Source organism: Polaromonas jejuensis NBRC 106434 (assembly GCF_001598235.1).
In the GTDB taxonomy this organism is placed as follows: Bacteria; Pseudomonadota; Gammaproteobacteria; order Burkholderiales; family Burkholderiaceae_C; genus Polaromonas; species Polaromonas jejuensis.
The window spans coordinates 35640-58249 of sequence record NZ_BCYO01000025.1 but is presented as its reverse complement, the minus strand read 5'-3'; the positions used below and the strand labels follow the sequence as shown (position 1 = coordinate 58249).

The 22610-nt window shown below is 59.4% G+C and carries 20 protein-coding genes and 1 pseudogene; 10 read left to right on the top strand and 11 right to left on the bottom strand.

Annotation, left to right across the window (positions count from 1 at the left end; translation table 11 throughout):
• Nucleotides 1-187 (top strand): annotated as a pseudogene (locus PJE01S_RS26060) (integrase); the annotation flags it as partial.
• Nucleotides 188-673: 486 nt separating this feature from the next.
• On the opposite strand, the gene PJE01S_RS20165 reads toward PJE01S_RS26060, so the two are convergent.
• From PJE01S_RS20165 to PJE01S_RS24710, 4 genes are all read right to left on the bottom strand, one after another.
• On the bottom strand, nucleotides 674-1162 hold the full coding sequence (locus PJE01S_RS20165; RefSeq protein WP_068835448.1) for a glycine zipper 2TM domain-containing protein: 489 nt from the start codon (nucleotides 1160-1162) through the stop codon (nucleotides 674-676).
• 321 nt (nucleotides 1163-1483) lie between these two features.
• Nucleotides 1484-2518, bottom strand: a complete 1035-nt coding sequence (locus PJE01S_RS20160) for an AI-2E family transporter (protein WP_068835447.1) — start codon at nucleotides 2516-2518, stop codon at nucleotides 1484-1486.
• Between the two features lie 68 nt (nucleotides 2519-2586).
• Nucleotides 2587-2853: a divalent metal cation transporter gene (locus PJE01S_RS24715; protein ID WP_084389653.1), complete on the bottom strand. Its 267-nt coding sequence runs from the start codon at nucleotides 2851-2853 to the stop codon at nucleotides 2587-2589.
• Nucleotides 2854-2964: 111 nt separating this feature from the next.
• Nucleotides 2965-3333 (bottom strand): hypothetical protein, encoded by a 369-nt coding sequence (locus tag PJE01S_RS24710; protein ID WP_084389652.1) that lies wholly within the window; start codon nucleotides 3331-3333, stop codon nucleotides 2965-2967.
• 304 nt (nucleotides 3334-3637) lie between these two features.
• Here PJE01S_RS24710 and PJE01S_RS20150 point away from each other — a divergent pair, with 304 nt between their 5' ends.
• From PJE01S_RS20150 to PJE01S_RS20125, 6 genes are all read left to right on the top strand, one after another.
• The gene (locus PJE01S_RS20150) at nucleotides 3638-4207 is read left to right on the top strand and encodes a DUF4337 domain-containing protein (protein WP_068835446.1); all 570 of its coding nucleotides are present in this window, start codon (nucleotides 3638-3640) and stop codon (nucleotides 4205-4207) included.
• 57 nt (nucleotides 4208-4264) lie between these two features.
• On the top strand, nucleotides 4265-4957 hold the full coding sequence (locus tag PJE01S_RS20145; protein ID WP_068835445.1) for a DUF1345 domain-containing protein: 693 nt from the start codon (nucleotides 4265-4267) through the stop codon (nucleotides 4955-4957).
• 285 nt (nucleotides 4958-5242) lie between these two features.
• Nucleotides 5243-6343 carry a DUF3734 domain-containing protein gene (locus PJE01S_RS20140; RefSeq protein ID WP_218017539.1) on the top strand — a complete coding sequence of 367 codons (1101 nt, stop codon included), beginning with the start codon at nucleotides 5243-5245 and terminating at the stop codon, nucleotides 6341-6343.
• Nucleotides 6340-7077 (top strand): acetoacetate decarboxylase, encoded by a 738-nt coding sequence (locus PJE01S_RS20135; RefSeq protein WP_068835443.1) that lies wholly within the window; start codon nucleotides 6340-6342, stop codon nucleotides 7075-7077. Before PJE01S_RS20140 ends, PJE01S_RS20135 begins: the two co-directional genes overlap by 4 nt.
• Before the next feature lie 34 nt (nucleotides 7078-7111).
• The gene (locus PJE01S_RS20130) at nucleotides 7112-7894 is read left to right on the top strand and encodes a 3-hydroxybutyrate dehydrogenase (RefSeq protein ID WP_068835442.1); all 783 of its coding nucleotides are present in this window, start codon (nucleotides 7112-7114) and stop codon (nucleotides 7892-7894) included.
• Nucleotides 7895-8770: 876 nt separating this feature from the next.
• Entirely contained in the window at nucleotides 8771-10435 is a 1665-nt protein-coding gene (locus tag PJE01S_RS20125; RefSeq protein ID WP_068835441.1) for an Nramp family divalent metal transporter, read from the top strand.
• 203 nt (nucleotides 10436-10638) lie between these two features.
• Here the strand turns inward: PJE01S_RS20125 and PJE01S_RS20120 are convergent, their stop codons facing one another.
• Nucleotides 10639-11055 (bottom strand): response regulator, encoded by a 417-nt coding sequence (locus tag PJE01S_RS20120; protein ID WP_068835440.1) that lies wholly within the window; start codon nucleotides 11053-11055, stop codon nucleotides 10639-10641.
• A gap of 353 nt (nucleotides 11056-11408) precedes the next feature.
• On the opposite strand from PJE01S_RS20120, the gene PJE01S_RS20115 reads away from it, so the two are divergent.
• Both PJE01S_RS20115 and PJE01S_RS20110 read left to right on the top strand, forming a co-directional pair.
• A complete protein-coding gene (locus PJE01S_RS20115; RefSeq protein ID WP_068835454.1) occupies nucleotides 11409-11681 on the top strand; it encodes a hypothetical protein in 273 nt (90 codons plus the stop codon).
• A gap of 86 nt (nucleotides 11682-11767) precedes the next feature.
• Nucleotides 11768-13942 carry a catalase gene (locus PJE01S_RS20110; protein WP_068835439.1) on the top strand — a complete coding sequence of 725 codons (2175 nt, stop codon included), beginning with the start codon at nucleotides 11768-11770 and terminating at the stop codon, nucleotides 13940-13942.
• Nucleotides 13943-14004: 62 nt separating this feature from the next.
• Here PJE01S_RS20110 and PJE01S_RS20105 read toward each other — a convergent pair whose 3' ends face one another.
• The 3 genes from PJE01S_RS20105 to PJE01S_RS20095 form a co-directional block, all read right to left on the bottom strand.
• On the bottom strand, nucleotides 14005-16557 hold the full coding sequence (locus tag PJE01S_RS20105) for a penicillin acylase family protein (protein WP_068835438.1): 2553 nt from the start codon (nucleotides 16555-16557) through the stop codon (nucleotides 14005-14007).
• Between the two features lie 67 nt (nucleotides 16558-16624).
• Nucleotides 16625-17578, bottom strand: a complete 954-nt coding sequence (locus tag PJE01S_RS20100) for an adenylate/guanylate cyclase domain-containing protein (protein ID WP_068835437.1) — start codon at nucleotides 17576-17578, stop codon at nucleotides 16625-16627.
• 114 nt (nucleotides 17579-17692) lie between these two features.
• Complete coding sequence (locus PJE01S_RS20095; RefSeq protein WP_157090404.1) at nucleotides 17693-19132, bottom strand: aldehyde dehydrogenase family protein; 1440 nt, start codon at nucleotides 19130-19132, stop codon at nucleotides 17693-17695.
• A gap of 328 nt (nucleotides 19133-19460) precedes the next feature.
• Here PJE01S_RS20095 and PJE01S_RS20090 point away from each other — a divergent pair, with 328 nt between their 5' ends.
• Complete coding sequence (locus PJE01S_RS20090) at nucleotides 19461-19766, top strand: hypothetical protein (protein WP_084389654.1); 306 nt, start codon at nucleotides 19461-19463, stop codon at nucleotides 19764-19766.
• A 73-nt stretch (nucleotides 19767-19839) separates the two neighbouring features.
• Here PJE01S_RS20090 and PJE01S_RS20085 read toward each other — a convergent pair whose 3' ends face one another.
• The 3 genes from PJE01S_RS20085 to PJE01S_RS20075 all read right to left on the bottom strand — a co-directional run bounded on the left by PJE01S_RS20085 (nucleotide 19840) and on the right by PJE01S_RS20075 (nucleotide 22609).
• Nucleotides 19840-20790: an LD-carboxypeptidase gene (locus tag PJE01S_RS20085; protein WP_068835453.1), complete on the bottom strand. Its 951-nt coding sequence runs from the start codon at nucleotides 20788-20790 to the stop codon at nucleotides 19840-19842.
• 103 nt (nucleotides 20791-20893) lie between these two features.
• Nucleotides 20894-22267: a tRNA adenosine(34) deaminase TadA gene (gene tadA / locus PJE01S_RS20080; RefSeq protein ID WP_245660879.1), complete on the bottom strand. Its 1374-nt coding sequence runs from the start codon at nucleotides 22265-22267 to the stop codon at nucleotides 20894-20896.
• Between the two features lie 87 nt (nucleotides 22268-22354).
• On the bottom strand, nucleotides 22355-22609 hold the full coding sequence (locus PJE01S_RS20075) for a hypothetical protein (RefSeq protein WP_068835433.1): 255 nt from the start codon (nucleotides 22607-22609) through the stop codon (nucleotides 22355-22357).
• Nucleotide 22610: the final 1 nt, after the last annotated feature.

The window sequence follows — 22610 nt, the reverse complement described above, 5'->3', positions numbered from 1 at the left end:
ACTGGCCTATTCCGAGACCAATCAGGCCGGCATGGATCTGCCGGAGAACCGCAAACCAGTACTGGGAGCCGCCGCAACTGCCCTGGAGCCATGGCTTCAAGCAAGCAGCATCACGTCGGGGGCGGTCTTCAGGCGAATCCGTAAGGGCGGGCATCTGGGCGAAGCGCCCTCCCCTGCCGCGGTGCGGGCCAGACTCATCGCAGGCTTTGCGCATCGAGCGCGGCCAAGGCAATCGGGCCGAAGCCAGAGGTGGCGCTGGACCGCCAACGACCGCTCACGGTAGATACAGACGTCGGCTTTGAGCACACCGCGGATCATCATGAACGACAGCTGACTAGAAGGTAGAAGGCAATTGAGATTCTACAAAGCGGACACTGAGCATCGGCAGGTAACAATGCAATCCTGTCCATCAAGAAATTGGCGGTGGTCGGCTGCAAAAGACTGACTGCCGTCATACAACTTTTCGATCTGCTTGCTCCAGGCCGGTCACTGCAGGCTACTGATTGTTAGTCGGCAATGTGGCGATGACTTCGATGACGGTTTCACCCGCCATCAACACCGGACATTGCGTGCTGCACAGCCGACACCCGGACCATGCAGGCATTCATGCTGGTCGCCACATATTTCCAGTCGACCAGCCTGCCTGGACTGCCTGACGACTGTACCCAAGGCCTTATGGATTTCGCTTGGCGATTTCGTTGCCGAGATAGCCGCCACCCACAGCCCCGGCGATGGTTGCCAGGGTCTTGCCATTGCCGCCACCGACCTGACTGCCCAGCAATCCTCCGACCACCGCGCCTACACCGATGCCAATAGGGCTATTTTGTGCAACAGGTGCTGGTTGCTGGTACGCAGGTGCCTGGGAATACTGTTGGCCGGACTGCAGCTGTGCGTGCTGGACCGGATGGTGATGCACGACAGTTTTATGCATTGCGCCTTCATCGCGGACTGCCCGAGCAGCTGCGACTTGCTGCGCGGGTGCATATATCGGTGCGACGGCGGGAGCCTGTGCGGCAATCGGGGTAGATTGCGCAGCGGTGGCATGCGAATTCGGTAAAACGCCAGTGATGGCTGCGATGCCCAGTAGGCTCACGAGCATGACGGACACGGCTGCGCCCGCCATCAAGGGGTGAATGCGGTTCGAGGGTTGATTCATTTCCATTTGATACTCCGGTTGATAAGCCTGATTGATGGCCCGTGGGTTTGCAACGCGCGACTCAACGGGAAAAGTGACGCAGAAGGCATTTCAGATGTAACGGAGTTCAACAAACTCCAAGCCCAGAGGTCTCGCCTACGCGCATTGAGTTTTCGGTTCGCAGGCCAACATTGGCGAAAATGTTGGCGAATTACGTCAATGGGCTGTGCCGCTTGGTAACTCCCTGGACTTCCGCCAGTTTCCCGGACACATTCAATGACATGCCGTGTTCAGGAGATAGGCTACCTAAGCGAGCCGTAAGGCCCGTTTTTGCAGGTCGGACGGACGTCAAACCAGCTGGGCCACCTGGAGTTCCTTCTTCACGTAAGCGTAATACAAGGGTGCAGCGACCAGGCCCGGTAATCCAAATACCGCCTCGCCGACGAACATGACGGCAAGCAACTCCCAAGCTGCGGTGTTGGTTTGCTTGCCCAGGATTTTTGCATTAATCAGGTATTCCGTCTTATGAATTGCAATCAGAAATACCAAGCAGGCCAAGCCCACGGCGAGAGAAATTGAGACTCCGGCGAGAGTCATCACGCTGTTGCAAACCAAGTTGCCAACAATAGGGATAAGACCGGCGAAGAAGGTGAGCGCCACAAGCTCGCCAATGTACGGCATGTTCACGCCAAACAGTGGCAACGCCACCAGCAGAAACAACGCAGTGCACAAGGCGTTGATGATGGCAATCCAGAATTGAGCGACCACGATTTGACGGAAGGCGTCGATGAAATGACCAGCACGCTTGCGAACCTCAATACGCAGGGGCGCGCTGGTCCGACTTTTGACAGTACCTTCAATCAGCGCACCAACGACCAGGCCCACGTACGCCAGTAAAAAACCATGGAGGCCAGCGGTACCAAATCCTGTCAGCGCCTGGGATTTCGATTTCAGGTAATCGGCCAGCCAGACTTGGGCCTCAGTGAGCTCATCGGGCAGGTGAATGGCAAGTTCGGCAGGAAGTTTTTGGCGGATTTCCAGGACGGTACCGGCCAGGTGTTGCAGGAGCGCCTGATACTGCCCGACGGCACCGAAAGCCATGCCTTTTGCGTTTGCAAGCAAAAGCCCTAATCCCAACAAAGGAAGAAGGACTACCGCGGCGGCGGCCAGTGCCGGACTCAACCGAGGGCCTTTGATGCGCCCTTCCCCAGCCAGAGCAACCGCCAAAAGATAGCCCAGACAAACAGCCAGCAGGCCTGGCAATAGACCGTAGATGAGCGTGCCAATGCATAGCACGACTGCCAGCACGTAACTGACCATCCTGACGGAGGCGGTTATGGATATGGTTTTTGGAGAAGGTGCGGGTTGTGTCTGTTTGAGCATGGGACGGCTGGTATTCTTTCCATTCTGACACTTTCCCTACCTCGAAGACCAGAAATGGGCATTGCGGCTCAGCGTATATCGACGGCAATATTGAAGGTCTTCGCGGCAACCAGCAGACCCATCAAAGTTGTAGTCAACCAACAGGGAAACATCTTGTTGATATTCACCGCGAATCCCTCTCCAGTCACCCAGCCAATGCGAGCTGACAGCATCTGGAAGCCAATCATCGGTGGCGTGGTGATTAACAGCGTCCAAACCAGTGCGAACCGAAGCTGGGAACCGGCCTGCGAGTAAGTGGCGATGCCGCTTGGGTCGTTGTCGGCAGCCCCCGTGATGAGGCCCGGTCCGAGCCGCCGAGTAAATTCTTTTCACAAATGAACTATTTTGTGTTGCCTTAAAAAAAGGCGCCTAAGCGCCCTTTGGATTGCGACATGCGCCGTTCAGCGTTACTTGGCGCAGGCCTTGCCGTGGTCGGCGTGGTTGCCCTTCGCCTTGGCATCGGCTTCTGTCATGTACTCGCCAACCTTTGTTTTTCCGTAAAACTTGGTGCCTTCGCAGTGGTAGGTCTTGGATTTCGTGTTGACCCATACCTTCCCATCTCCACCGCCAGCCGCTGCCGTGGTGGGCGCTGCAGTCTTGGCAGCAGGAGTAGCACCTGTCTTGGCCATAGGAGCTGCTGGAGTTTTAGTCGCAGGGGCTGCTGAGGTATTCACTGGAGCACTTGCTTTTGTCACAGGTGCGGCCGTTTGGGCAAAACCCGTGGCAGCACAAAATAAGCCAACCGTAGTGGCCAATACACGGAGTTGAGATTTCATGGTGATTCCTTCATGAGTTGTTTTGCGGAGCTCAAACATATGAGACTCTGAAACTCAAACGCCTTAACAAGAATTTGGTTGACCAGCGTCGACAGCACCGGACATTCGTGGGAGAACACAAAATCCATGGCGAGTGCTGTAGTAAACCCTGTTCAGTTGAGAAAAAGCATGAAACTACGTGAGCTTGGCGCCACTTCGGTGCGTTCTTACACACGCCTTGCCTTGCTACACTGCTAAAAGATGGTTTCTGTCCACTCTGTAATTCTGCAAATGAGCATCCCTGGTTTACGGTTTAGGAGTCACGATGGAAAATGAATACGAAGTACCAAGCCCGCACGAGCATGCGCTTGAAGAAGCTGTTGAAAAAGAACACGACAGCTTAACCCAGAAAATTGCACTCATGACTGCGATTCTCGCCACCGTGGGAGCGCTGATAAGCTACCAAAGTGGCAATGCTCAAAACGAGGCGATGTTCTTAAAAAACGAAAGCATCCTGAAGCAATCCCAAGCCAGCGACCAGTGGGCGTTTTATCAAGCCAAGTCGATGAAAAGTCATCTCGATGAAGCGACTGCAGCCTTGGCCACCGACCCCGAGGTTAAGGCCCGTTTTCTGGCAGATAAAGCAAAAGAAGACACTGAGAGGCTTGAAATCCAGGTCGAAGCCAAAAAGCTGCAGGCCGAGTCTCGTAAGCTGGGAGAAGATTCTGAGGCCAAACTCAGGCCTCATGAGCGTCTTGCATTGGCGCTAACGTTCCTCCAAATCGCAATCGCGCTGGCGGCCATTACTGTGCTGACCAAGCGACGCTGGCTCTTGTGGAGCTCGGTAGGCTCTGCCGCCATTGGACTGGTTGCCTCGGCTTCCGCCTTTTTCTAGCCGTCCCACCGTGAGAAGGCCAATACTCTTGTACTGGAACTCATTTCGAACAACTCAATGACACAAACACCTGTTAATCCCCACCAGTCAAAACCTCTGCTGATACGATTGGTGCTGGCTCGGCCAAGGCTTTTGATTTGTTTCGTCATCGGCTTGGCAACGGCGTTATCGCTGCCGCAAGCGGTGGTACAGCAAACGATTACCAAAGCCATCGTCGGCTGGAACGTTGGGGCCTGTCTTTATCTGATACTCGCCGCCCGGATGATGTTCTGGTCCACCCACGAGAGAATGCGCATGCGTGCTTTGCAACACGACGAAGGCCGTATTGTGGTTCTTGTCTTGGTTGTTACTGCGGCGTTGATGTGCATAGGTGCCATCGTGGCCGAGCTGGCCGTTGTCAAGGACCTCAAGGGTACGCTGCGTTATGGTCACATTGGGCTGGCGGCGCTCACAATTGTGTCGTCTTGGGCCTTTACTCAAGTGATGTTTGCACTGCATTACGCCCATGACTACTACACCATGGAAATTCGTGGTGGGCATGGTGGCCTGGACTTTCCTGGTGGCCATGCGCCGGATTACGGTGATTTCCTCTATTTCGCCAGCGTCATTGGAACGTCTGGGCAAACCGCCGATGTCAGCTTTACAAACCGTAAGATGCGCAGAACCGGCACGGTGCAATGTGTGTTGGCGTTTTTCTTCAACACCACTTTAATCGCACTGACCATCAATATTGCATCGGGTTTGTTCTAAAAGGACATTGAATATCTCAGATGCTCCCTGGGTGCGCTTGACTTGGGACGTTAGCATTATTCAGTGCCGTCACTCATAGCGCCCCTCCGGTTATCCTGCTTGCTGGCGTTGCCGTCAGCTACCAGGCGATCAATCTGTTTGTTTCGGCATGCCCGTCCCGCAAGCCGACTGGACGACTTCCTACCACGATTCACCAAACCTATGACGTCATCACGACCAACTCCCCATGCTCCCCCACGAGCCGTCATAGCGCCGCCGCCTCATGAGGGCAAGGAATGCATCCTCGTGCTGCAAGGTGGAGGGGCTCTTGGTGCCTATCAGGCTGGTGTGTTTGAGGCGCTAAGCAAGGTCTACCGCGAACCCACCTGGGTGGCTGGCATTTCGATCGGGTCAATCAATGCAGCGCTGATCGCTGGTAACAAGGCAGCCTCTCGGATAACAAGGCTGCGCGAGTTTTGGGAACTTGTCAGTTCAGCCAACCAGCCACCGGCGCTCGCCCCTAGCGCCGCCATCCGCGAGACCTTGAACGAAGTCAGCGCTACGAACGGCATGTTGTTCGGTGTGCCGGGCTTCTTCGCGCCGCGCTTCCCGCCAGCACCGTTCCAGGCGCGAGGAACGCTGGAGGCGATCAGTTACTACGACACAGCGCCGCTGCGGCAGACACTCGAGCGACTCGTCGACTTTGACCTGATCAACTCGGGCTCGGTCCGTCTGTCGGTTGGAGCGGTCAATGTGCGCACCGGCAATTTCGAGTATTTCGATTCGGCCAAGCAACGCATTGATGTGCGCCACATCATGGCCAGCGGTGCGCTGCCACCGGGCTTCCCCCCGGTCGAGATTGATGGAGAGCATTATTGGGATGGGGGGCTGGTCTCGAACACGCCACTGCAGTACGTCCTCGACCAGCCAGGCAAGCGGCACCGGGTTGTGTTCCAGGTCGACCTGTTTGCCGCGATCGGCGCATTGCCCACGACACTGGCAGAGGCCACCGAGCGAGAGAAGGACATCCGCTTCTCCAGCCGTACGCGCCTGAATACGAGGATGGAGCTCGACCGGCAGGTGATCGCGCAAGCCGCGCGGCGCCTGATTGCAAAGCTACCGGCCGCGCTGCGCGACGACCCGGATGTGCGTGCGCTTTCACGTGTGCGTTGCGAAGGTGCGGTCGATGTGGTGCATCTGATTTACCGCAGCAAGCATTACGAGAGCCAGTCGAAAGACTACGAGTTCTCGCGCCTGTCGATGCAGGAGCACTGGGGCGCCGGCCGCGCCGACATGGCGCACACCTTGCATGACCCACGCTGGATCCACCACGAACCCAGCGCCACCGGCGTGCATGTGTTCGATCTCACTTCCGACAGTCCTTCTTCGGCCCGAGCGAACCCATGAACATCGACGACGTAAAACGTAACGCTTTCGCGATGCCTTTGACCAGCCCAGCGTTCCCGCCCGGTCCCTACCGCTTTCTGAACCGCGAATTCCTGATCGTGACCTACCGAACCGACCTCGATGCATTGCGCGCCGTCGTGCCCGAGCCGCTGCAAGTCACGGAGCCGATCGTCAAGTATGAGTTCATCCGCATGCCCGATTCCACCGGCTTCGGCGATTACACCGAGTCGGGCCAGGTGATCCCCGTCACGTTCGAGGGCAAGGCGGGCGGCTATGTGCACTCCATGTACCTCAACGACGAGGCACCTATCGCCGGCGGCCGCGAACTGTGGGGCTTCCCGAAGAAGCTGGCGGCGCCCTCGCTAACGGTCGAGAAAGACACACTGCTGGGCACGCTGGACTACGGCTCGGTGCGCGTGGCGACCGCAACGATGGGATTCAAGCACCGCGTGCTCGAGCCCACCGCCGTGCTCCAGGGGATGCTCGCGCCCAACTACCTGCTCAAGATCATTCCGCACGTCGACGGCAGCCCACGCATCTGCGAACTGGTGCGCTATTTTCTTGAAGACGTGGCCATCAAGGGGGCGTGGAGCGGCCCAGCCGCGCTTGAACTGGCTCACCATGCACTGGCACCCGTCGCGCGCCTGCCGGTCCTGGAGGTGATCTCGGGCACCCACGTCTTGGCCGACGTGACGCTCGGCCTTGGCACCGTCGTACACGACTATCTGGTCTGACTTTTTACACCCACCCAACCCCGTAAGGACTCCCATGAAACTCCAGGACAAGGTCTGCATCGTCACCGGCGCCGCCAGCGGCATCGGCAAGGAAATTGCTCTCACGTACGCCCGTGAAGGCGGCAAGGTCGTCATAGCCGATTTGAACAAGGACGCCGCTCAGGCGGTCGTCGATGAGATTACGAAGGCCGGCGGCATCGCGATGGCGGTGGCCATGGACGTGACCAGCGAAGACGAGGTCAACGCCGCCGTCACGGCGGTGGTCACTGCCTATGGGGGTATTGACGTGCTGGTCAGCAACGCCGGTATCCAGATCGTCCATCCGGTGGAGGATTTCCCGTTCGCTGACTGGAAGAAGATGCTCGCGATTCACCTTGACGGCGCGTTCCTTACCACCAAGGCCTGTGTGCCGCATATGCAGGCCTCCGGCAAGGGCGGCAGCATCATCTACATGGGCTCGGTGCACTCGAAGGAAGCCTCGGTGCTGAAATCGGCATACGTGACAGCCAAGCACGGACTGATCGGGCTGTGCAAAACGGTCTCAAAAGAAGGCGGCAAGTACGGCATCCGCGCCAACGTGATCTGCCCAGGTTTCGTGCGCACGCCGCTGGTCGAGAAGCAGATTCCCGAGCAGGCGAAGGCGCTCGGCATCAGCGAAGACGACGTGATCAAGAAGGTCATGCTCAAGGAGACGGTGGACGGCGAGTTCACCACCGTGCAGGATGTGGCCGACGTGGCGCTGCTATTCGCCAGCTTCAACTCGAACGCGCTGACGGGTCAATCGCTGGTGGTCAGCCACGGTTGGTTCATGCAGTAGAACTTTCTGGCGATCCGTCGGAGAGACTCCAATGTCTGCTTGCGGCGGAGATGCTATGGATGCCTCCCTCCCCACGGGGAAGGATATTGGAGCGCTGAGATGAACAGCCGTCTATCCCGTCTATCAGGAGGAAAAGTCCGAGTAATCGAGGCGGATCCTCCGATGGATACGGCGTCAAAGTGCCCAAGGCGTCAGCGGCGGGCTTCAATCAGTCGATGGTTGCCAAAGATGCACTTTTTGCATTGGAAGCGCAGCTCCCTTATTGATGCTGATTCTCAGTTGGGACCAACTTTACACATAAGACATTAAAAATGCATTAATCAGGCTTGACGCGCCATGTCTGTCAATAGGAAAATGCGCGTATCTCAATAACGGAGCAATCCATGGAATCTGGCCCTAGTACCTGTTCGCCCCTGGCGAACGAATCAGCGAGTACGTAAGCGGCCTTTTTCCGCACCGTCTCGCTGGTTTCAGCAGGACGGTGTGTTGTAGTTTTACTCTCGGTTGCCAGTTCTTGGCAACGCGGCACATCTCCTAATTTGTTGCATAAGCTTTGGCTTTGCCTTTGAGCGCCTTTCGACATCGTGAAAGGCGCTCAAAGCGCTGCGTCATGTCTTGTGCGTGGTGAGTTAGTGCCCCGCAAGAGGCAAACCTTTCCGAGGTGTTGTCATGACATTCAACATTCAATATTTCGCAGCCGCAGCTGGACACACGCTGCACATCGGACGTGCCTGGGCACACATGAAGTTCGCTGAGCGAGCCCGTACCGCCCGTCACCACGACCCGATTTCCACAGCTCCCCATGCCCCCCTTCTGTCCATGCTAACCAGCATGCGCTGAAACAAAGTTACAACCACGATATTAGGGAGAAACATCATGACGCATCTCACTGCAACTCATGACACTGTGCAAATCAATGGTGGTAGTGCGGTGCTGGACAGCGCCCACATCGGTGACATCCGGGGTGCCTTTGGCACCATCAAACATGGTGACCACGGAGCCCGTACCAGCTGGAAGCAGCGCTGGCAGACCCTCTTGGCCATTCTTGGGCCCGGCCTGATTGTGATGGTGGGCGACAACGATGCCGGGGCCTTCGGAACCTACACGCAAGCCGGCCAAAACTACGGCACTTCCCTGCTGTGGACCTTGTTACTGCTGGTGCCTGTCTTGTATGTCAACCAGGAGATGGTGTTACGCCTGGGCGCGGTCACTGGCGTGGGACATGCGCGCCTGATTTTTGAGCGCTTCGGCAAGTTCTGGGGAGCCTTCAGTGTCGTTGACCTGTTTTTACTCAATGCCCTGACTATCGTGACCGAATTCATCGGTATCAGCCTGGGCCTGGATTACCTGGGTGTGTCTCGCATCTGGGGTGTAGGTATTTCGGCCGTCATCATCATTGCGGCGGCCAGTACGGGGGACTTCCGACGCTTTGAGCGGTTTTCGATGTTCCTGGTGTTTGCCAGCCTGTTGCTCATTCCAATTGCGCTGATGGTTCACCCAGCACCAGGGCAGATTGCGCACGACTTCTTCGTTCCCCAAATGCCCAAAAACAGCAAGCTCAGCGACGTGATGCTGCTCATCATTGGTATTGTGGGCACTACGGTTGCGCCCTGGCAGCTGTTCTTCCAGCAAAGCTATGTGATTGACAAACGCATCACGCCTCGATTCATCCGCTACCAGCGCTTGGACCTCTGGCTGGGCATCGTACTGGTAGTCGTTGGTGCAGTGGCCATGATGGCGTTCACCGCAGAAACCTTTGCTGGCCAGGCGGAGTTTGGCAATTTCACAGATGCAGCCGGTGTGGCCAGCGGCCTGGGGAAGTATTTCGGCCGCGTGCCTGGTGTCTTCTTTGCCATCGCCCTGATTGATGCCTCCATCATTGGCGCCCTGGCGGTGTCCCTGTCCACGGCGTACGCGATTGGTGATGTGTTCGCCGTGCGCCACTCGTTGCACCGCAAGCCTGGCGATGCGAAGGCTTTCTACGCTGTCTACATTGGCTTGATTATTGTTGCAGCTGCTTTGGTGCTGACCCCTGGTACCCCCCTGGGACTGTTGACCAACCTGGTTCAGACACTCGCAGGGGTGCTGCTGCCCAGCGCGACTGTTTTTTTGCTTTTGTTGTGCAATGACAAAGCCGTGCTGGGTCCATGGGTGAACTCCAAAAGGCTCAATTGGTTCACCGCAGCCATCATTGCTGTTTTGGTGATGCTGTCGGTCATTCTCACTGCCGCTGTTCTTTTTCCGGGCATCAGCGATGGACACATCCTGGCTGTACTGGCTGGGGGCACCGCCATTGGTGCTGTATTGGCAATCGGAGTCAAACTCTACGAGAAAAGCGAGCGCATTCAGGTAGTTCAAGTTGAAGTCAACCAGGCCTCACAGGTTGAGCGCGACAACTGGCGCATGCCCGTCATGGAAACGCTGGCTCCAGCGCGTCTGAGCCTTTCCAGCCGTATGTGGATGCTTGTGTTGCGTGGGTATCTTGTAGTCGCTGCTGGCTTGCTGATTGTAAAGTTGGTGGTCTTGGCCGTCGCACACTAGGCTTTTGAACCGTTTTCGCTTCAATGCGAAAACGGAACCTCGCTTTTACCCGCAAATGCTGGAGGCTGTGTGAAAACGCAAGGGCACCCTTTTCGAAGAAAACTGAGTGCGGCAAGGCGCCTGCCTGGCCGTTTGATTGAAGGGCGACGAACCCAGGTTGACTGGCTGCTGCTGTTGAAGCGAACCGTTATGTGCGCCATGCATCAGCCCCCTTGACGGGGAGATGAGTGATTCGCATCCGGATCAAGCGCCTGGCTTTGGGTGACGCAATAAGCCAGCAAGGCATCGATTTCGGTAGATTTATCGAAAACCGCATCGGAACCCAACTGGGCACAGCGAGAACGCATTTCGCGGGTCGCATAGTTGCTGAAGACGACTATTTTCTGCAAGGGTGCACGCGTGCGGCAGGCTTCCAGAACGTGCAGACCACTGCCACTTTTTAGAAACAGATCCACAATGGCCAAGTCCCATTGCCCGGTGTTGCGCGTGAGCCAGGTGGCGCCCTCCTCTTCCGTATCCGCCGTGCCCACGGTTTCAACCGGCGCCAGCTCCTCCAGCGTACTGATCAGGTTCTCGCGAATGGTCGGGTTGTCCTCGACCAGATAGGTTCTCATTTTCATCGCCGCACGCCCCATAAATGCTGGTGCTTGACGCAGACGGGAATCACTTCGTAGTTCATGCTGAAAATTTAGCCCATGGCAGTCAGCGTCATTGCGGGAAGCGGCAGTGTGCCGATGTAGGAGAAGCGCCATCGCCGGCCTGGGGACTAACCCCCAGACGCGGCTAAACCGACTTCGCTTCGGTCATTTTTCATGGCTGTACCAGACAAATAACGTCTCCTGGTCAGCCATGTCTTACGCAAGAAGCAGACGGCCCCTACACACATCACCGGCTTCCGGCTACGTGGCTGACGGCAGCCAATGACTATGGTGGGATACACCGGTCAGCAGCCTTGGCCCAAGGGGAAGTCATCATGAAGTTAATCGGTGGTGGATTGTTGACGGGCGTGTCCGCGGGGCTGCTGGCTGCGTGGAGGGTTCACGCCAATCCCCGAAACACCGCCTTCCTGGCCATCTTCCTGGCGGCGCTGATTGGGGCGGCGGGACTCTTTCTGGTTTCAATGCTTTTGCCAGACGACATTGCACAATTCGTGCAGGAATGGCTGGGCTGGTTCCTGGCCGGAACGGTTGCCGCACTGGCACTATTGGTTACCGTGAAGGGCCTGGAGAGCCTGCTCGACTCATGACCCGCTGAGTGCCGCTAGGGAGGCCTTTCGCGGGGCAGTTGCGCCGGGCTGAAAGACGGTTGCTTCATTCACCCAAGGAATTTTTCATGCCCTTATCCAAGCGCAGGGTCGCCAGATCCACCGGGCACGGCGACCGCGCCAAAGACAAGCAGGAGCAGCTCGAAGCTTTCACAGCCGGTACGACGCATGTGTTGACGACCAGTCAGGGCGTGCAAATTCCGGACAACCACAATTCACTAAAGGCCGGCGCGCGTGGCCCCAACCTTTCAGAAGACTTCATCCTCCGCGAGAAAATAACCCACTTTGCCCATGAACGTATTCCCGAGCGTGCGGTGAACGCACGCGGTTGCGCGGCACACGGTTATTTCGAGGTTTACCGGTCGATGGTGCAGTACACCAGCGCGGCGTTTCTCCAGGACCCGGACATCGAAACGCCCGTGTTTGTGCGGTTTTCCACCTTGGCGGGCGCCCGCGGGTCCGCGGACACCGTGCGCGATGTGCGGGGCTTTGCCGTCAAGTTTTACACCCCGGAAGGCAACTACGACCTGGTGGGCAACAACATGCCGGTCTTCTTCATTCAGGATGCCATCAAATTTCCGGACCTGATCCATGCGCTCAAGCCGGAGCCACACCATGACATGCCGCAGGCGGCCAGTGCCCATGACACGTTTTGGGACTTCGCCTCGCTGATGCCTGAAACCACGCACATGCTGATGTGGACCATGTCCGACCGCGCGTTGCCGCGCAGCCTGCGAATGATGGAAGGGTTTGGCGTTCACGCGTTTCGTTTCGTCAACGCGCGCGGTAGCAGTTGCTTCGTGAAGTTTCACTGGAAACCCAAGCTGGGCGTGCATGGCCTGGCCTGGGATGAGGCCCAAAAAATTGCCGGTAAGGACCCCGACTTTCACCGGCGCGACCTTTGGGATGCCATCGAAAGCGGCAATTTCCCTGAATGGGAGCTGGGCGTGCAGATCGTGGACGCCGGCAAGGAGGACGAGCTGGGCTTTGACATTCTGGATCCGACCAAGCTGATTCCCGAAGCACAGGTGCCCGTACAAATCATCGGCAAGCTGGTGCTGAACCGCAACCCGGACAATTTTTTTGCCGAAACCGAACAGGTGGCTTTTCACCCGGGCCATCTGGTGCCTGGCATCGATTTTTCAAACGACCCGCTGCTGCAGGGCCGCCTGTTAGCCTATACAGATGCCCAGCTGTCGCGACTGGGAGGCGCCAACTTCCATGAAATCCCGATCAACCGCAGTGTCTGCCCCATGCACAACTTCCAGAGGGACGGCATGCACCGCCAGACCATCAGCAAGGGGCGTGCGGCTTATGAACCCAACACACTGGGCAATGGCATGGAGTTCCGGGTGGATGGTGCGGCGCAAGGCTTTCAGTCCCACGCCGAGCCCATGGCGTCGCCGAAAATCCGTGGGCGCAGTCCCTCGTTTGACGATCATTTTTCCCAGGCCACGCTGTTCTGGAGCAGCCAGAGCGCAGCCGAAAAAGAGCATATCGTCGCAGCCTTCAGGTTTGAGCTGTGCAAGGTCGAGGTGCCGGAAATCCGGCAGCGCGTGGTCGACAACCTGGCGCATGTGGACCTGAAGCTGGCCGCACGGGTCGCGGCCCCGCTGGGCATCCAGGCCCCGGACCCAAAAGCGGCCGCAGGCCGGCTCGGCTTTCGCGAATTCCGCATTCCCCGCAAGGTGGACGAAGATCCGTCCTTGCGCATGACGAACCAACCCGGTGGCAGCGTCAAAACACGCAAAATTGCCATTCTTGTGGCCGACGGGGTGGAAGCCGCCACCGTGCGGCGCATCCAGAAAGACCTGAGCGAGGCCGGCGCGGTGTGCAAAATTCTATCATCACACTTGGGCACCGTGAGCACGTCCGGTGGCCGGCAACTGGTCGTGGAGCATACCTTTGCCACCATGCCCTCGGTGATGTTTGATGCCGTGCTGATTCCCGGTGGAGCCCCCAGTGCCGCGGCGCTCTGCGGGCTCGGCGAAGCCGTTCACTTCGTGCTGGAAGCCTACAAACACTGCAAGACCATTTGTGCCGTGAATGAGGGCGCGCAGTTGCTCGGCACGCTGGGCTTCAGCCACGGCAAAAATCCGGACCTGGTGGCCATGCCGACACCCGGCGTCATCATTGCCGAATCGCGCAAGGTACTGGATGGCCAGGTGACGCAGGACTTCCAGGCCGCCATCGCCCAGCACCGCCATTGGGAGCGACTCCATATTGACGCCATCCCGGCTTGAATTCGCCGCAAAAATGCTGCCGCTTGCGCAGGGCCAACACGTCTCAGCAGCAAGGGCCGCGTTCAGGGCCTGAGCGTAAGCAGATGCGTGAATTGCGCTGGATTCATCTGCAAAGGCCGGTATTCAATCGCCACCCAGTTGTCCTGCATATCGCGGTAGCGGCTGGAAAACACCAGCCCGCTCTGGCCGGTCTGGAAAATAAAACGGGAGTTTTCCAGATCGCCCAGGTCGTAAACAGCGCGCAGGGATGCCGCTTGCCGGTTGACAAAAGGCGCTTGATCGCCGTTGTCCCAGTACTGGCCCACATTGATCGTAAAGGTGTCGCCGCCGCTGGGAACGCGCACATCGAACCAGCGCGCCAGCCAGGGCACATTGGCAAACGGTTTGTGCGCCGACAGGGCGACATGCGCCCTGCCCCACGACCACTGGCTGAGGTCTGCCCCATAGGCGGCCTGCAGACGGGTGAGCGCCCGGTCAAGCGCCGCGGCGGATGGGGCAAGGCAGCCGGCCGCACCGCACCAGCCGGCATCGTTGCGTTCCATGATGCCTTCGATGGTGCTTCTGAAATGGCGTTTGCCGTACAGGGCCTTGAAAGTGGCGTCGCCCAGCTTGCCGCCGATGACGCCGCGAGTGAGTTCGTCCACCCAAGCCGCAAATATCAGCGGCGCTGCGAGGTCGGCCCGCATGGTGCCGTCAAAGCCGGCCATCGCACGCCGGGCGGCACAGGCCAGTGGATGGGTGGGCGATGACAGCAAGGCCTGATTCAGGAATGGCAGCAAACGCAGCGTTGCCGCCGACAGCTGGTCACCCTGGATTTTTTGCATGGAACCCATGTCGTGCTTGGGCGTGGCTGCGAGCAATTGCTCAATGCGGTCATGCCGATAGGGCACGGTCCAGTCCTGCCCCATGAAAATGGGGTAGTCCGGCGGCGTGATGCGCTGGTTGGCCGTGGCCAGCCAGCCTTTGCGCTCAATGGCGGCCGCATCGCTTTGCGGCGTTTGCGCATAAGGCACCCAGCCGGCCCAGTCGTAGCGGGCATCCCAGCCGGGTGAAGGGGCAACGCCCCGAATATCGTTGTCCGCCTGGCGCAGCGGGATTTTCCCGGCGGCCTTGAAAGCCGTATGGCCGGCCACGTCGGCCATCACCACGTTTTGCATGGGCGAATGGTAGGCTGCAAACGCGGCCACCAGGTCCTCGGCGGACTGTGCCTGATTCGCCCTGAGCCCGGCCAGCACGGTCTGGTTGTCGGCGTCCAGCGCACTCCAACGCAGCGCCACCACGTATTTGCGGAGATCCAGCAGGTCCGCATGCGACTTCTGGACATCGCTGAGCACCGGCCCGTGGCGGCTTTCCCGGAGCAGCACAGCCAGCGCAGGCTGGCCCTTCACCTTGATGACTTCCTGGCGGGTCTTGAAGTTTTCCCAGACCGGTTGGCTGCCGGCATCCGCGCCGGGAAGCCGATACTGCTGCGGATTGGCCGGGTTGAGTTGCTCCAGGTACAAGTCCTGCACATCCGGATTGGTATTGGTAAAACCCCAGGCCGCCTGGCGGGTACGCCCCAGCACCACGAACGGCAGGCCGGGCAAGGTGGCCCCCATGACGTCGAGCCCGGTGCTCGCACTGCCGGCGGGCGCCTGCAGGCGGGCAAAGTACCAGATCGCTGGCGCCGACAGTCCCAGATGGGGGTCGTTGGCAAGCAGCGGCTTGCCGCTGCGGCTGTGCGTGCCGGCCACGACCCAGTTGTTTGAACCCTTGCCATCGACCTGGCCCAGCCCGGCGGCCCAGTCATTGATGCCCGAGGCCAGGGCGCTTGCCAATTTTGCCGATGATTCTTTATCAAACAGGTCTCCAGCCCAAGAGGAATGGACGGAAGCTGCTATTGTTTTGGTAGCGGCTGGCAAGTCGCTCCGGTACACCCCCAGGCTGGCATAAAGCCTGGAGAAATCCACACGGGAAGCCGGCTGCTCGCCGGGGTAAGGCGGAAAGAGCTGCCAGAGCTGGCTGGTTCCCAAGACCCTGGCCGCCGACAGGCGCGCAAATTCGGTGCCCCAGTTGCCCCCCAGATCGAGGGCCATCATCAGCGACCAGCCCAGGCAGTCGATGGGCGACCAGGCATTGCCCGAACTGCCGCCGGGCTGAATGCCCAGAATGTGGAATTCGGGCGACAGCGCTTGCGACGCGCTGGCATAAAACGCATTCACGCCCTCGCTGTAGGCCTGCATGGCATTGCGCCCCTCGGCCGGCAGGCCCTGCCACTGGCGCTCGGCCGCACGCATGATGCCCAGCGCGCGCATCAGCTTGTCGGTTTCCAGCGTGGCCGGGCCCAGGGCCTCCGACAGCTCGCCATGCATCACGCGGCGATTGAACTCCAGCTGCCAGCCGCGTTCCTGCGCATGCACATAGCCCAAAGAAAACCAGGCATCGCGCGGCGATGCGGCCTTGATGTGGGTCACATCGGCCAGGTCGCGCGCCACTGTCACGGGGCCCTGGAGGCCGGGCGCCTGAAGTTCACCGTCCAGCGCCGGAAAAGCCCGGTAAACATAGATGCCCACGGCGGCCGCGATGATCAGCATGATCAGCAACAGCGCTGCGGCAATGCGTTTGAACCAGATCAAGCTTGTTTTTCCTGATGAATGAGACGCCAGCGGTCAGCGCTGCGCCAACAGCCTCCAAACCCGATGCTTACCGCAGCACTTCGCCCAAGGCGCGGGCGCCATGAACGGACTGGCCCGGCACGCCGGCGGTAAATTTGAAGCGGACAATGGGCGCATTAAGGTCGTCAAAGGACGCACCCAGCGCCATTTCACCTTCAAGCAGCAAGGCGCACTCCTGCCGCCGCAGCCCCACAACGGCCGGGTTGTCGGTAAATCGGACCCAGGTGCCGTAACTGCTGAGATCGTGCAGGTAAAACGTGCCCGCGCGCCATTCGATTTGGGCGTGCTGGCGCGAGACCCGCGGGTCTTGCACAAGAAATTGCGATTCGGAGTTGCGGCCCAGAACAATGGGCAGCTGGGTCGAGGCAAACGCCGCACGGGCATCCAGCCGGGACAGTTCGATAGCCGCCGGCCGGGCCAAAGAAGGCGCCGGCAAATGGGCGGGCATGGTGAAAAACTCCGACAGCACTTCGTTTTGCCACTCGATGCGGTGCACCAGGCAGGGCTCGCTGCGGCCACGTATATCCATGGCGCCCAAGGCACGGAACCGCACCGCACTATCCGGTTCGAGCTGAGCAATGACCACCTCGGTCGCGAAAATCTGGCCGGGGCCGGACAAATCACTCAGGCGGGACGCCAGATTGACCGCATCGCCAAAGCAGTCGCCGCCTTGCTCGACCACCTCGCCACGCGCCATGCCCACCTTGAGCCGCATTTTGAGCGGCTCCGGCCAGCTGCGGATGCGCTCCTGATGCACCCGCTGAAGTTCGGTCACGGCCTCAATGGCGCTGCTGTTCTGGGCGAACATGACGAGCACGCCGTCGCCCAGGTTTTTCACGACACGCCCGCCGCGGGCATCACAAACCTTGCCAATCCATTCGGTCAGCCGCGTGACGGCCCTGGTTGCCTTGGCGTTGCCCAGTGATTCAAAAACCCCGGTGCTACCTGTGAGATCGGCAAAAACGACGGTAACTTCTGCCATGGGAAAAGTTGCTGTTGCCTGTAGTTGTTTTGGCTGATTAAAACACAGGCCTCATAAACCATAAGCACTCACAACACAGGTTCAGCCCTATGCACCGGTCAGACGCCGCTGGCATCAGCTGGCGGCCGGCTTGAATTGCAGCGACTTGAATTCCAGGAACTCTTCGAAACCGTAAACGCCATTCTCGCGCCCATTGCCCGATTGCTTATACCCTCCAAACGGCGCCTGGCCGTTGAACGGGCCGCCATTGATGTCCACCTGCCCGGTGCGAATGCGGCGCGCCACTTTCACCGCATGCTCGTCCGTGCCGCTCCAGACCGCACCGCCCAGGCCGTAAATCGTGCTGTTGGCGATGGCCACGGCCTCTTCCTCATCCTGGTAGGAAATGATCACCAGCACCGGACCAAAAATTTCTTCCTGCGCCAGCGTATCGGTGGCCTTGATGCCCAAAATCGTGGGCTGCACGAAGTAGCCCTTTTCCATCGCGGGGGCTTGCGCGCCGCCGGCAATCACGTCGGCCCCCTCTTCGATGCCGGTGCGGATGAAATCGAGCACACGGTCACGCTGTGCGGCACTCACCAGGGGGCCCAGTTTGCTGGTCTCGTCCAGGCTGGGGCCGATGCTGAATTTGGCAATGGCGGCTTGCGCCAACGCCTTGGCCTCCTCGTAGCGGCTGGCCGGCACCAGCATGCGCGTATGGGCCGAGCAGGTCTGCCCGCTGTTGAGCATGCAGGCGGACACCGTGCCCCTGACGGCGGCTTCGAGATTGGCATCCTCCAGAATCACGCTGGCCGACTTGCCTCCCAATTCGAGCGCCACGCGTTTAACGGACTGGCTGGCCAGTTCGCTCACCCGCTTGCCCGCACGCGTCGAGCCGGTGAAGCTCAGCATGTCCACCTCGGGATGGGTGGCCAATACCTCGCCGACTACCGGGCCAAGCCCATTGACCAGGTTGAACACGCCGGGCGGCAGGCCGGCTTCATGAATGATTTCGGCCAAAATCATGGCGTTGACCGGCGCAATTTCGCTGGGCTTGAGCACCACGGTGCAACCGGCCACCATGGCCGGCGCAATCTTGAGCGTGATCTGGCTGAGCGGGAAATTCCACGGCGTGATGCAACCCACCACACCAATCGGCTCACGCACCACCAGGGAGTTGCCGACTTTCTTTTCCCATTCAAACTGGCGCGCCACCTTGGCAAAGTTGCCCCAGTGCCAGGCCGGGCCGCCGACCTGCACGGCACGCGCCATCTTCAGCGGCATGCCTACTTCACGCGCAATGGCCAGCGCCAGGTCTTCGGTACGGGCCTTGATGCCGGCGGCGACCTTGTCAAGAAAAGCCGCGCGGGTCTCAACCGGCAACGCAGCCCAGCCGTCAAATGCCGCACGTGCCGCACGCACGGCGGCTTGCGCTTCAGACACGGTCCCGGCGGGCACCGTGGCCATCAGGGCTTCCGTACTGGAGTCGTACACCGGCAGGATTTCAGACGATTGGGCCTTGACCCATTGGCCGTTGATGTAATGGGACGGGTAAGCAGTCATGGAAGTGGTCATGTCGGTCTCGGCGGCTGAAAAGAAAGTGAAATAAATGGAAGTTAAACTTTTGGTTAGGGGACTAACAAGCGATATAACGCAAAAGATTTAGGTTCAACCGGTATCTAGAATTCACCTGACATCTGGTTACTAACGTCTTGATTCAATTGTTGTTTTACGTTAACCATTTAGTCAAAACAACTTGCACTCGGGCCAAGTCGGTCTTAATCTAACAGAAGAAATCCTTCCGCGTGAACGAGCTGATCGCCCCCACGCCCATACCTGCAGATTTCCAGGAGAAAGTTTTGAGCCAATGCGCTGGTTGAGTACCAACTTAAAAAACAGTTTCATGGCCTTGCTGGGGCCGGTTGAAGTCACGCCCTCCATGCTGGAAGACCGCATCGACGACATCCGCCAGTTCATCCTGGACGAGCTCGGCGAGTTTGGTGAAAAAAACTACCCCAGGATTACGCGCCGGGTGCGTTATGCCCAGGATGCCCAAGGCCTGTGGTACATCCGTGGGGACGTGATGGCTGTGCTGGCGGCCATGCACGGCGAAACCCTTGCCCGCGAAAAAATCGAACGCATCAATGACAAGTTCAAGGGACTGTTGCCGCGCGGGCTGTGTTCACGGCCCAGTTCACTGACCACCTGAACACTGCCCTTCGCCCAGCCATCAACCAGCCTCGCGCTGGTTTATTTTTGTCTGCGCACAGGCCTTGGCCAGCCTAGTGCTGATGGCTCCACAGCAAAAATGCATCCCGGTCTTCCACAGCCAGCGTCACTTTTTGACCGATGGGCAGCAGCACCTTGGTGGGCACATGGCCAAACGGCAGCCCGGTCAGCACGCGCGCCTTGATCTGGCCCTGCAGCCACGCCACCACGGTGGGCAACTTGAAGCCCTTGTCGTGCGGCACCAGCTTGTAATTGCTGAACTGCCCGAAAATCACCGCCTTTTGCTGAGCCAACACACCGGCATGCAGCAACTGCGTCAGCATGCGTTCCAGGCGGAAAGGGTGCTCGCCCACATCCTCGATAAACAGGATGCCGCCCTTGATGGCGGGCAAATAGGGCGTGCCCACCAAGGAGGACAACATGGCCAAATTGCCGCCCCACAGCACCGCATCCTTGATGTTGAATTTGGCTGTGGCACCCGCAGTTGCTGCGCTACCAGCTACTGAATTCGTAGCACTCTTGGGCAACTGCCAGCCGCAGCCCTCGCCCTGCCCCGTGATCAGGTCGTCAAAACAGGCTTCCATGATGTCGTCTGGCGCCGCCTCGGTGCCGAAGTCCTCGCCCAGCGCAGGGCCGGCCCAGGACACGGCGCCGGTCTTCGCCAGCAAGGCCAGCTGAAATGCCGTGAAGTCACTCAAGCCGACAAACTCGGTGCCCTTGCCGATGGCTTTGGCCACGGCCTTGTAATTGATGCCCGGCAATATGCGCGAGAGGCCATAGCCGCCGCGCGAGATCAGGGCCACATCGGCACCGCTGGCTGCGGCGCGGTGGATGGCGGCCAGCCGGGTTTCGTCGTCGCCGGCAAAACGCTGGTGCGTGGCCAGCGCAGCTTCGTCAATTTCGACTTCATGGCCCAGTGCCTGCAGACGCTTGACGCCGCGCTTGAAGCTGGCTTTGTCGCGCACGGCGCTGGAGGGCGAGTAGATGTAGATATGTTTTTTCACGGGTACAAGTATCCCATTGCCGCTGGCCTGGTGTTGAAAGTGTTCGCTCTCGAGGTGCCACGGACCTTGGAAGCAGACATACAGGTGTTCGATGCCCGGACGCTCAACGATGGAAAAAGCGCAGCGCATGCCCGGCGACCTGCTCGCCATGCTCCGGCACAAAATGGCCGGCCTGCGCGAGCACCACGGGTTCGCCGCAAGCGCGAATGATGCGCTGCAAGTCCCGCATGACGGGCAGGCCCAGAACCGGGTCTTGCGCGCCAACGACCATCAGCGTCTGCCCGGTCCAGCGCTCACGCCAGAAGTCGCGCGCCTCGCGGGAGATCGCCGCACCGTCCGCGTCTTCAGATGCCGGCACCAGGGTGGGAAAGGCGCGCAGCGCGGCGCGGTGGCCCTTATCGGGGAATGGCGCGTTGTAGGCGGCGCATTCTTCAGCACTCATCTGCGGATTGCCACGGGCGAACAGGCGCGCCACGTCGAATTCCGGATGTTTGGCGCACATCTCGCGCCAGGCCAGAAAACCGGCGGACAGTGGCTGATCACCGGTACCAAGCAGGGTGTTCATGACCAGCAGACCTTTATAACGCTGGGGCGCGGCCATGGGCAAAGTCAGGCCCAGCAGGCCGCCCCAGTCCTGCACCACCAGCACGATATTCTGCAAATCCAGCCTTTCAACCAGTTCCAGCAGCACCTGGCGGTGGGCGCTGAAGCTGTGAAAACTGTCCTTCTTGGGTTTGTCGCTTTTGCCAAAACCGATCAAATCCGGCGCCACCACCCGGTGCCCGGCCTGCAGCAGGGCCGGGATCATCTTGCGGTACAGGTAGCTCCATGCCGGGTTGCCGTGCAGGCAGAGGTAGGTCAGTTTCTGGCGGTGCTCCTGCTCGCCCCCCTCGTCCAGGTAATGCATGCGCAAGCCCCCCAGCGCCGGCAAATCGCTGATATAGCGAGGCTGCCATGGGTATCCCGGCAAACGGCTGAAGGCGGCCTCCGGCGTGCGCAAGGCGTGATCGCGCAGCGGGTGGCTCAAGCGCGCATCCTCCCGCTTGTCGGCCCGCCGCTGGCGAAAAAAGTCCTGCAGCAGCGCCGCGCATTCTTCAGCCAGAACCCCGCCTTGCAGTTCCGTCTGGTGGTTTAGCTGCGCCTGTGCAAACAGGTTGATGACCGAACCTGCGGCACCCGTTTTCGGGTCCAGCGCGCCAAACACCACGCGCTTGAGCCGGGCGTGCAGCATGGCGCCGCTGCACATGGCGCAAGGCTCCAGCGTGACATACAGCTCGCAATCATCGAGCCGGTAATTGCCAAGCGCCCTGGCGGCGGCGCGCAGGGCCACGATTTCGGCGTGGGCGGTCGGATCCAGTCCGTCAATCGGCGCGTTGCGGCCGGTCGCAATGACCTGCCCCTGATGAACCACCACGGCCCCGACCGGAACCTCGCCCACGGCCGCAGCTTCACGGGCCTGCGCGAGCGCCATTTCCATAAAAGGGATTGAGGCTTTATCAGCCATACTTGCTACTGTTTCTATAGCTGGCTGCGCGGACAGTACGGCAGCTACAGTCTCTTTTTATCATTTATTTTCATCCTGCACCGGCCGCGCCTGCTGCATGGCGGCCTCGAGGGCCTGCTTGTATTGCTGCTGGACTTGCTGCGATTGTTCCTGGACTGCGGTGGCGGGCTTTGTGGCCCCGCCATCCGGGCTGGCAGACGCGGGCAAGGCCAGTGCCGGGAGGGCCTGCCGGGTAGCTGCCAGCTGTTTTTTGACCAGCAGCCCCACAATGCCCAGCGCGACCAGCAAACCGAGAACACCAAAAATCGCGCGCATA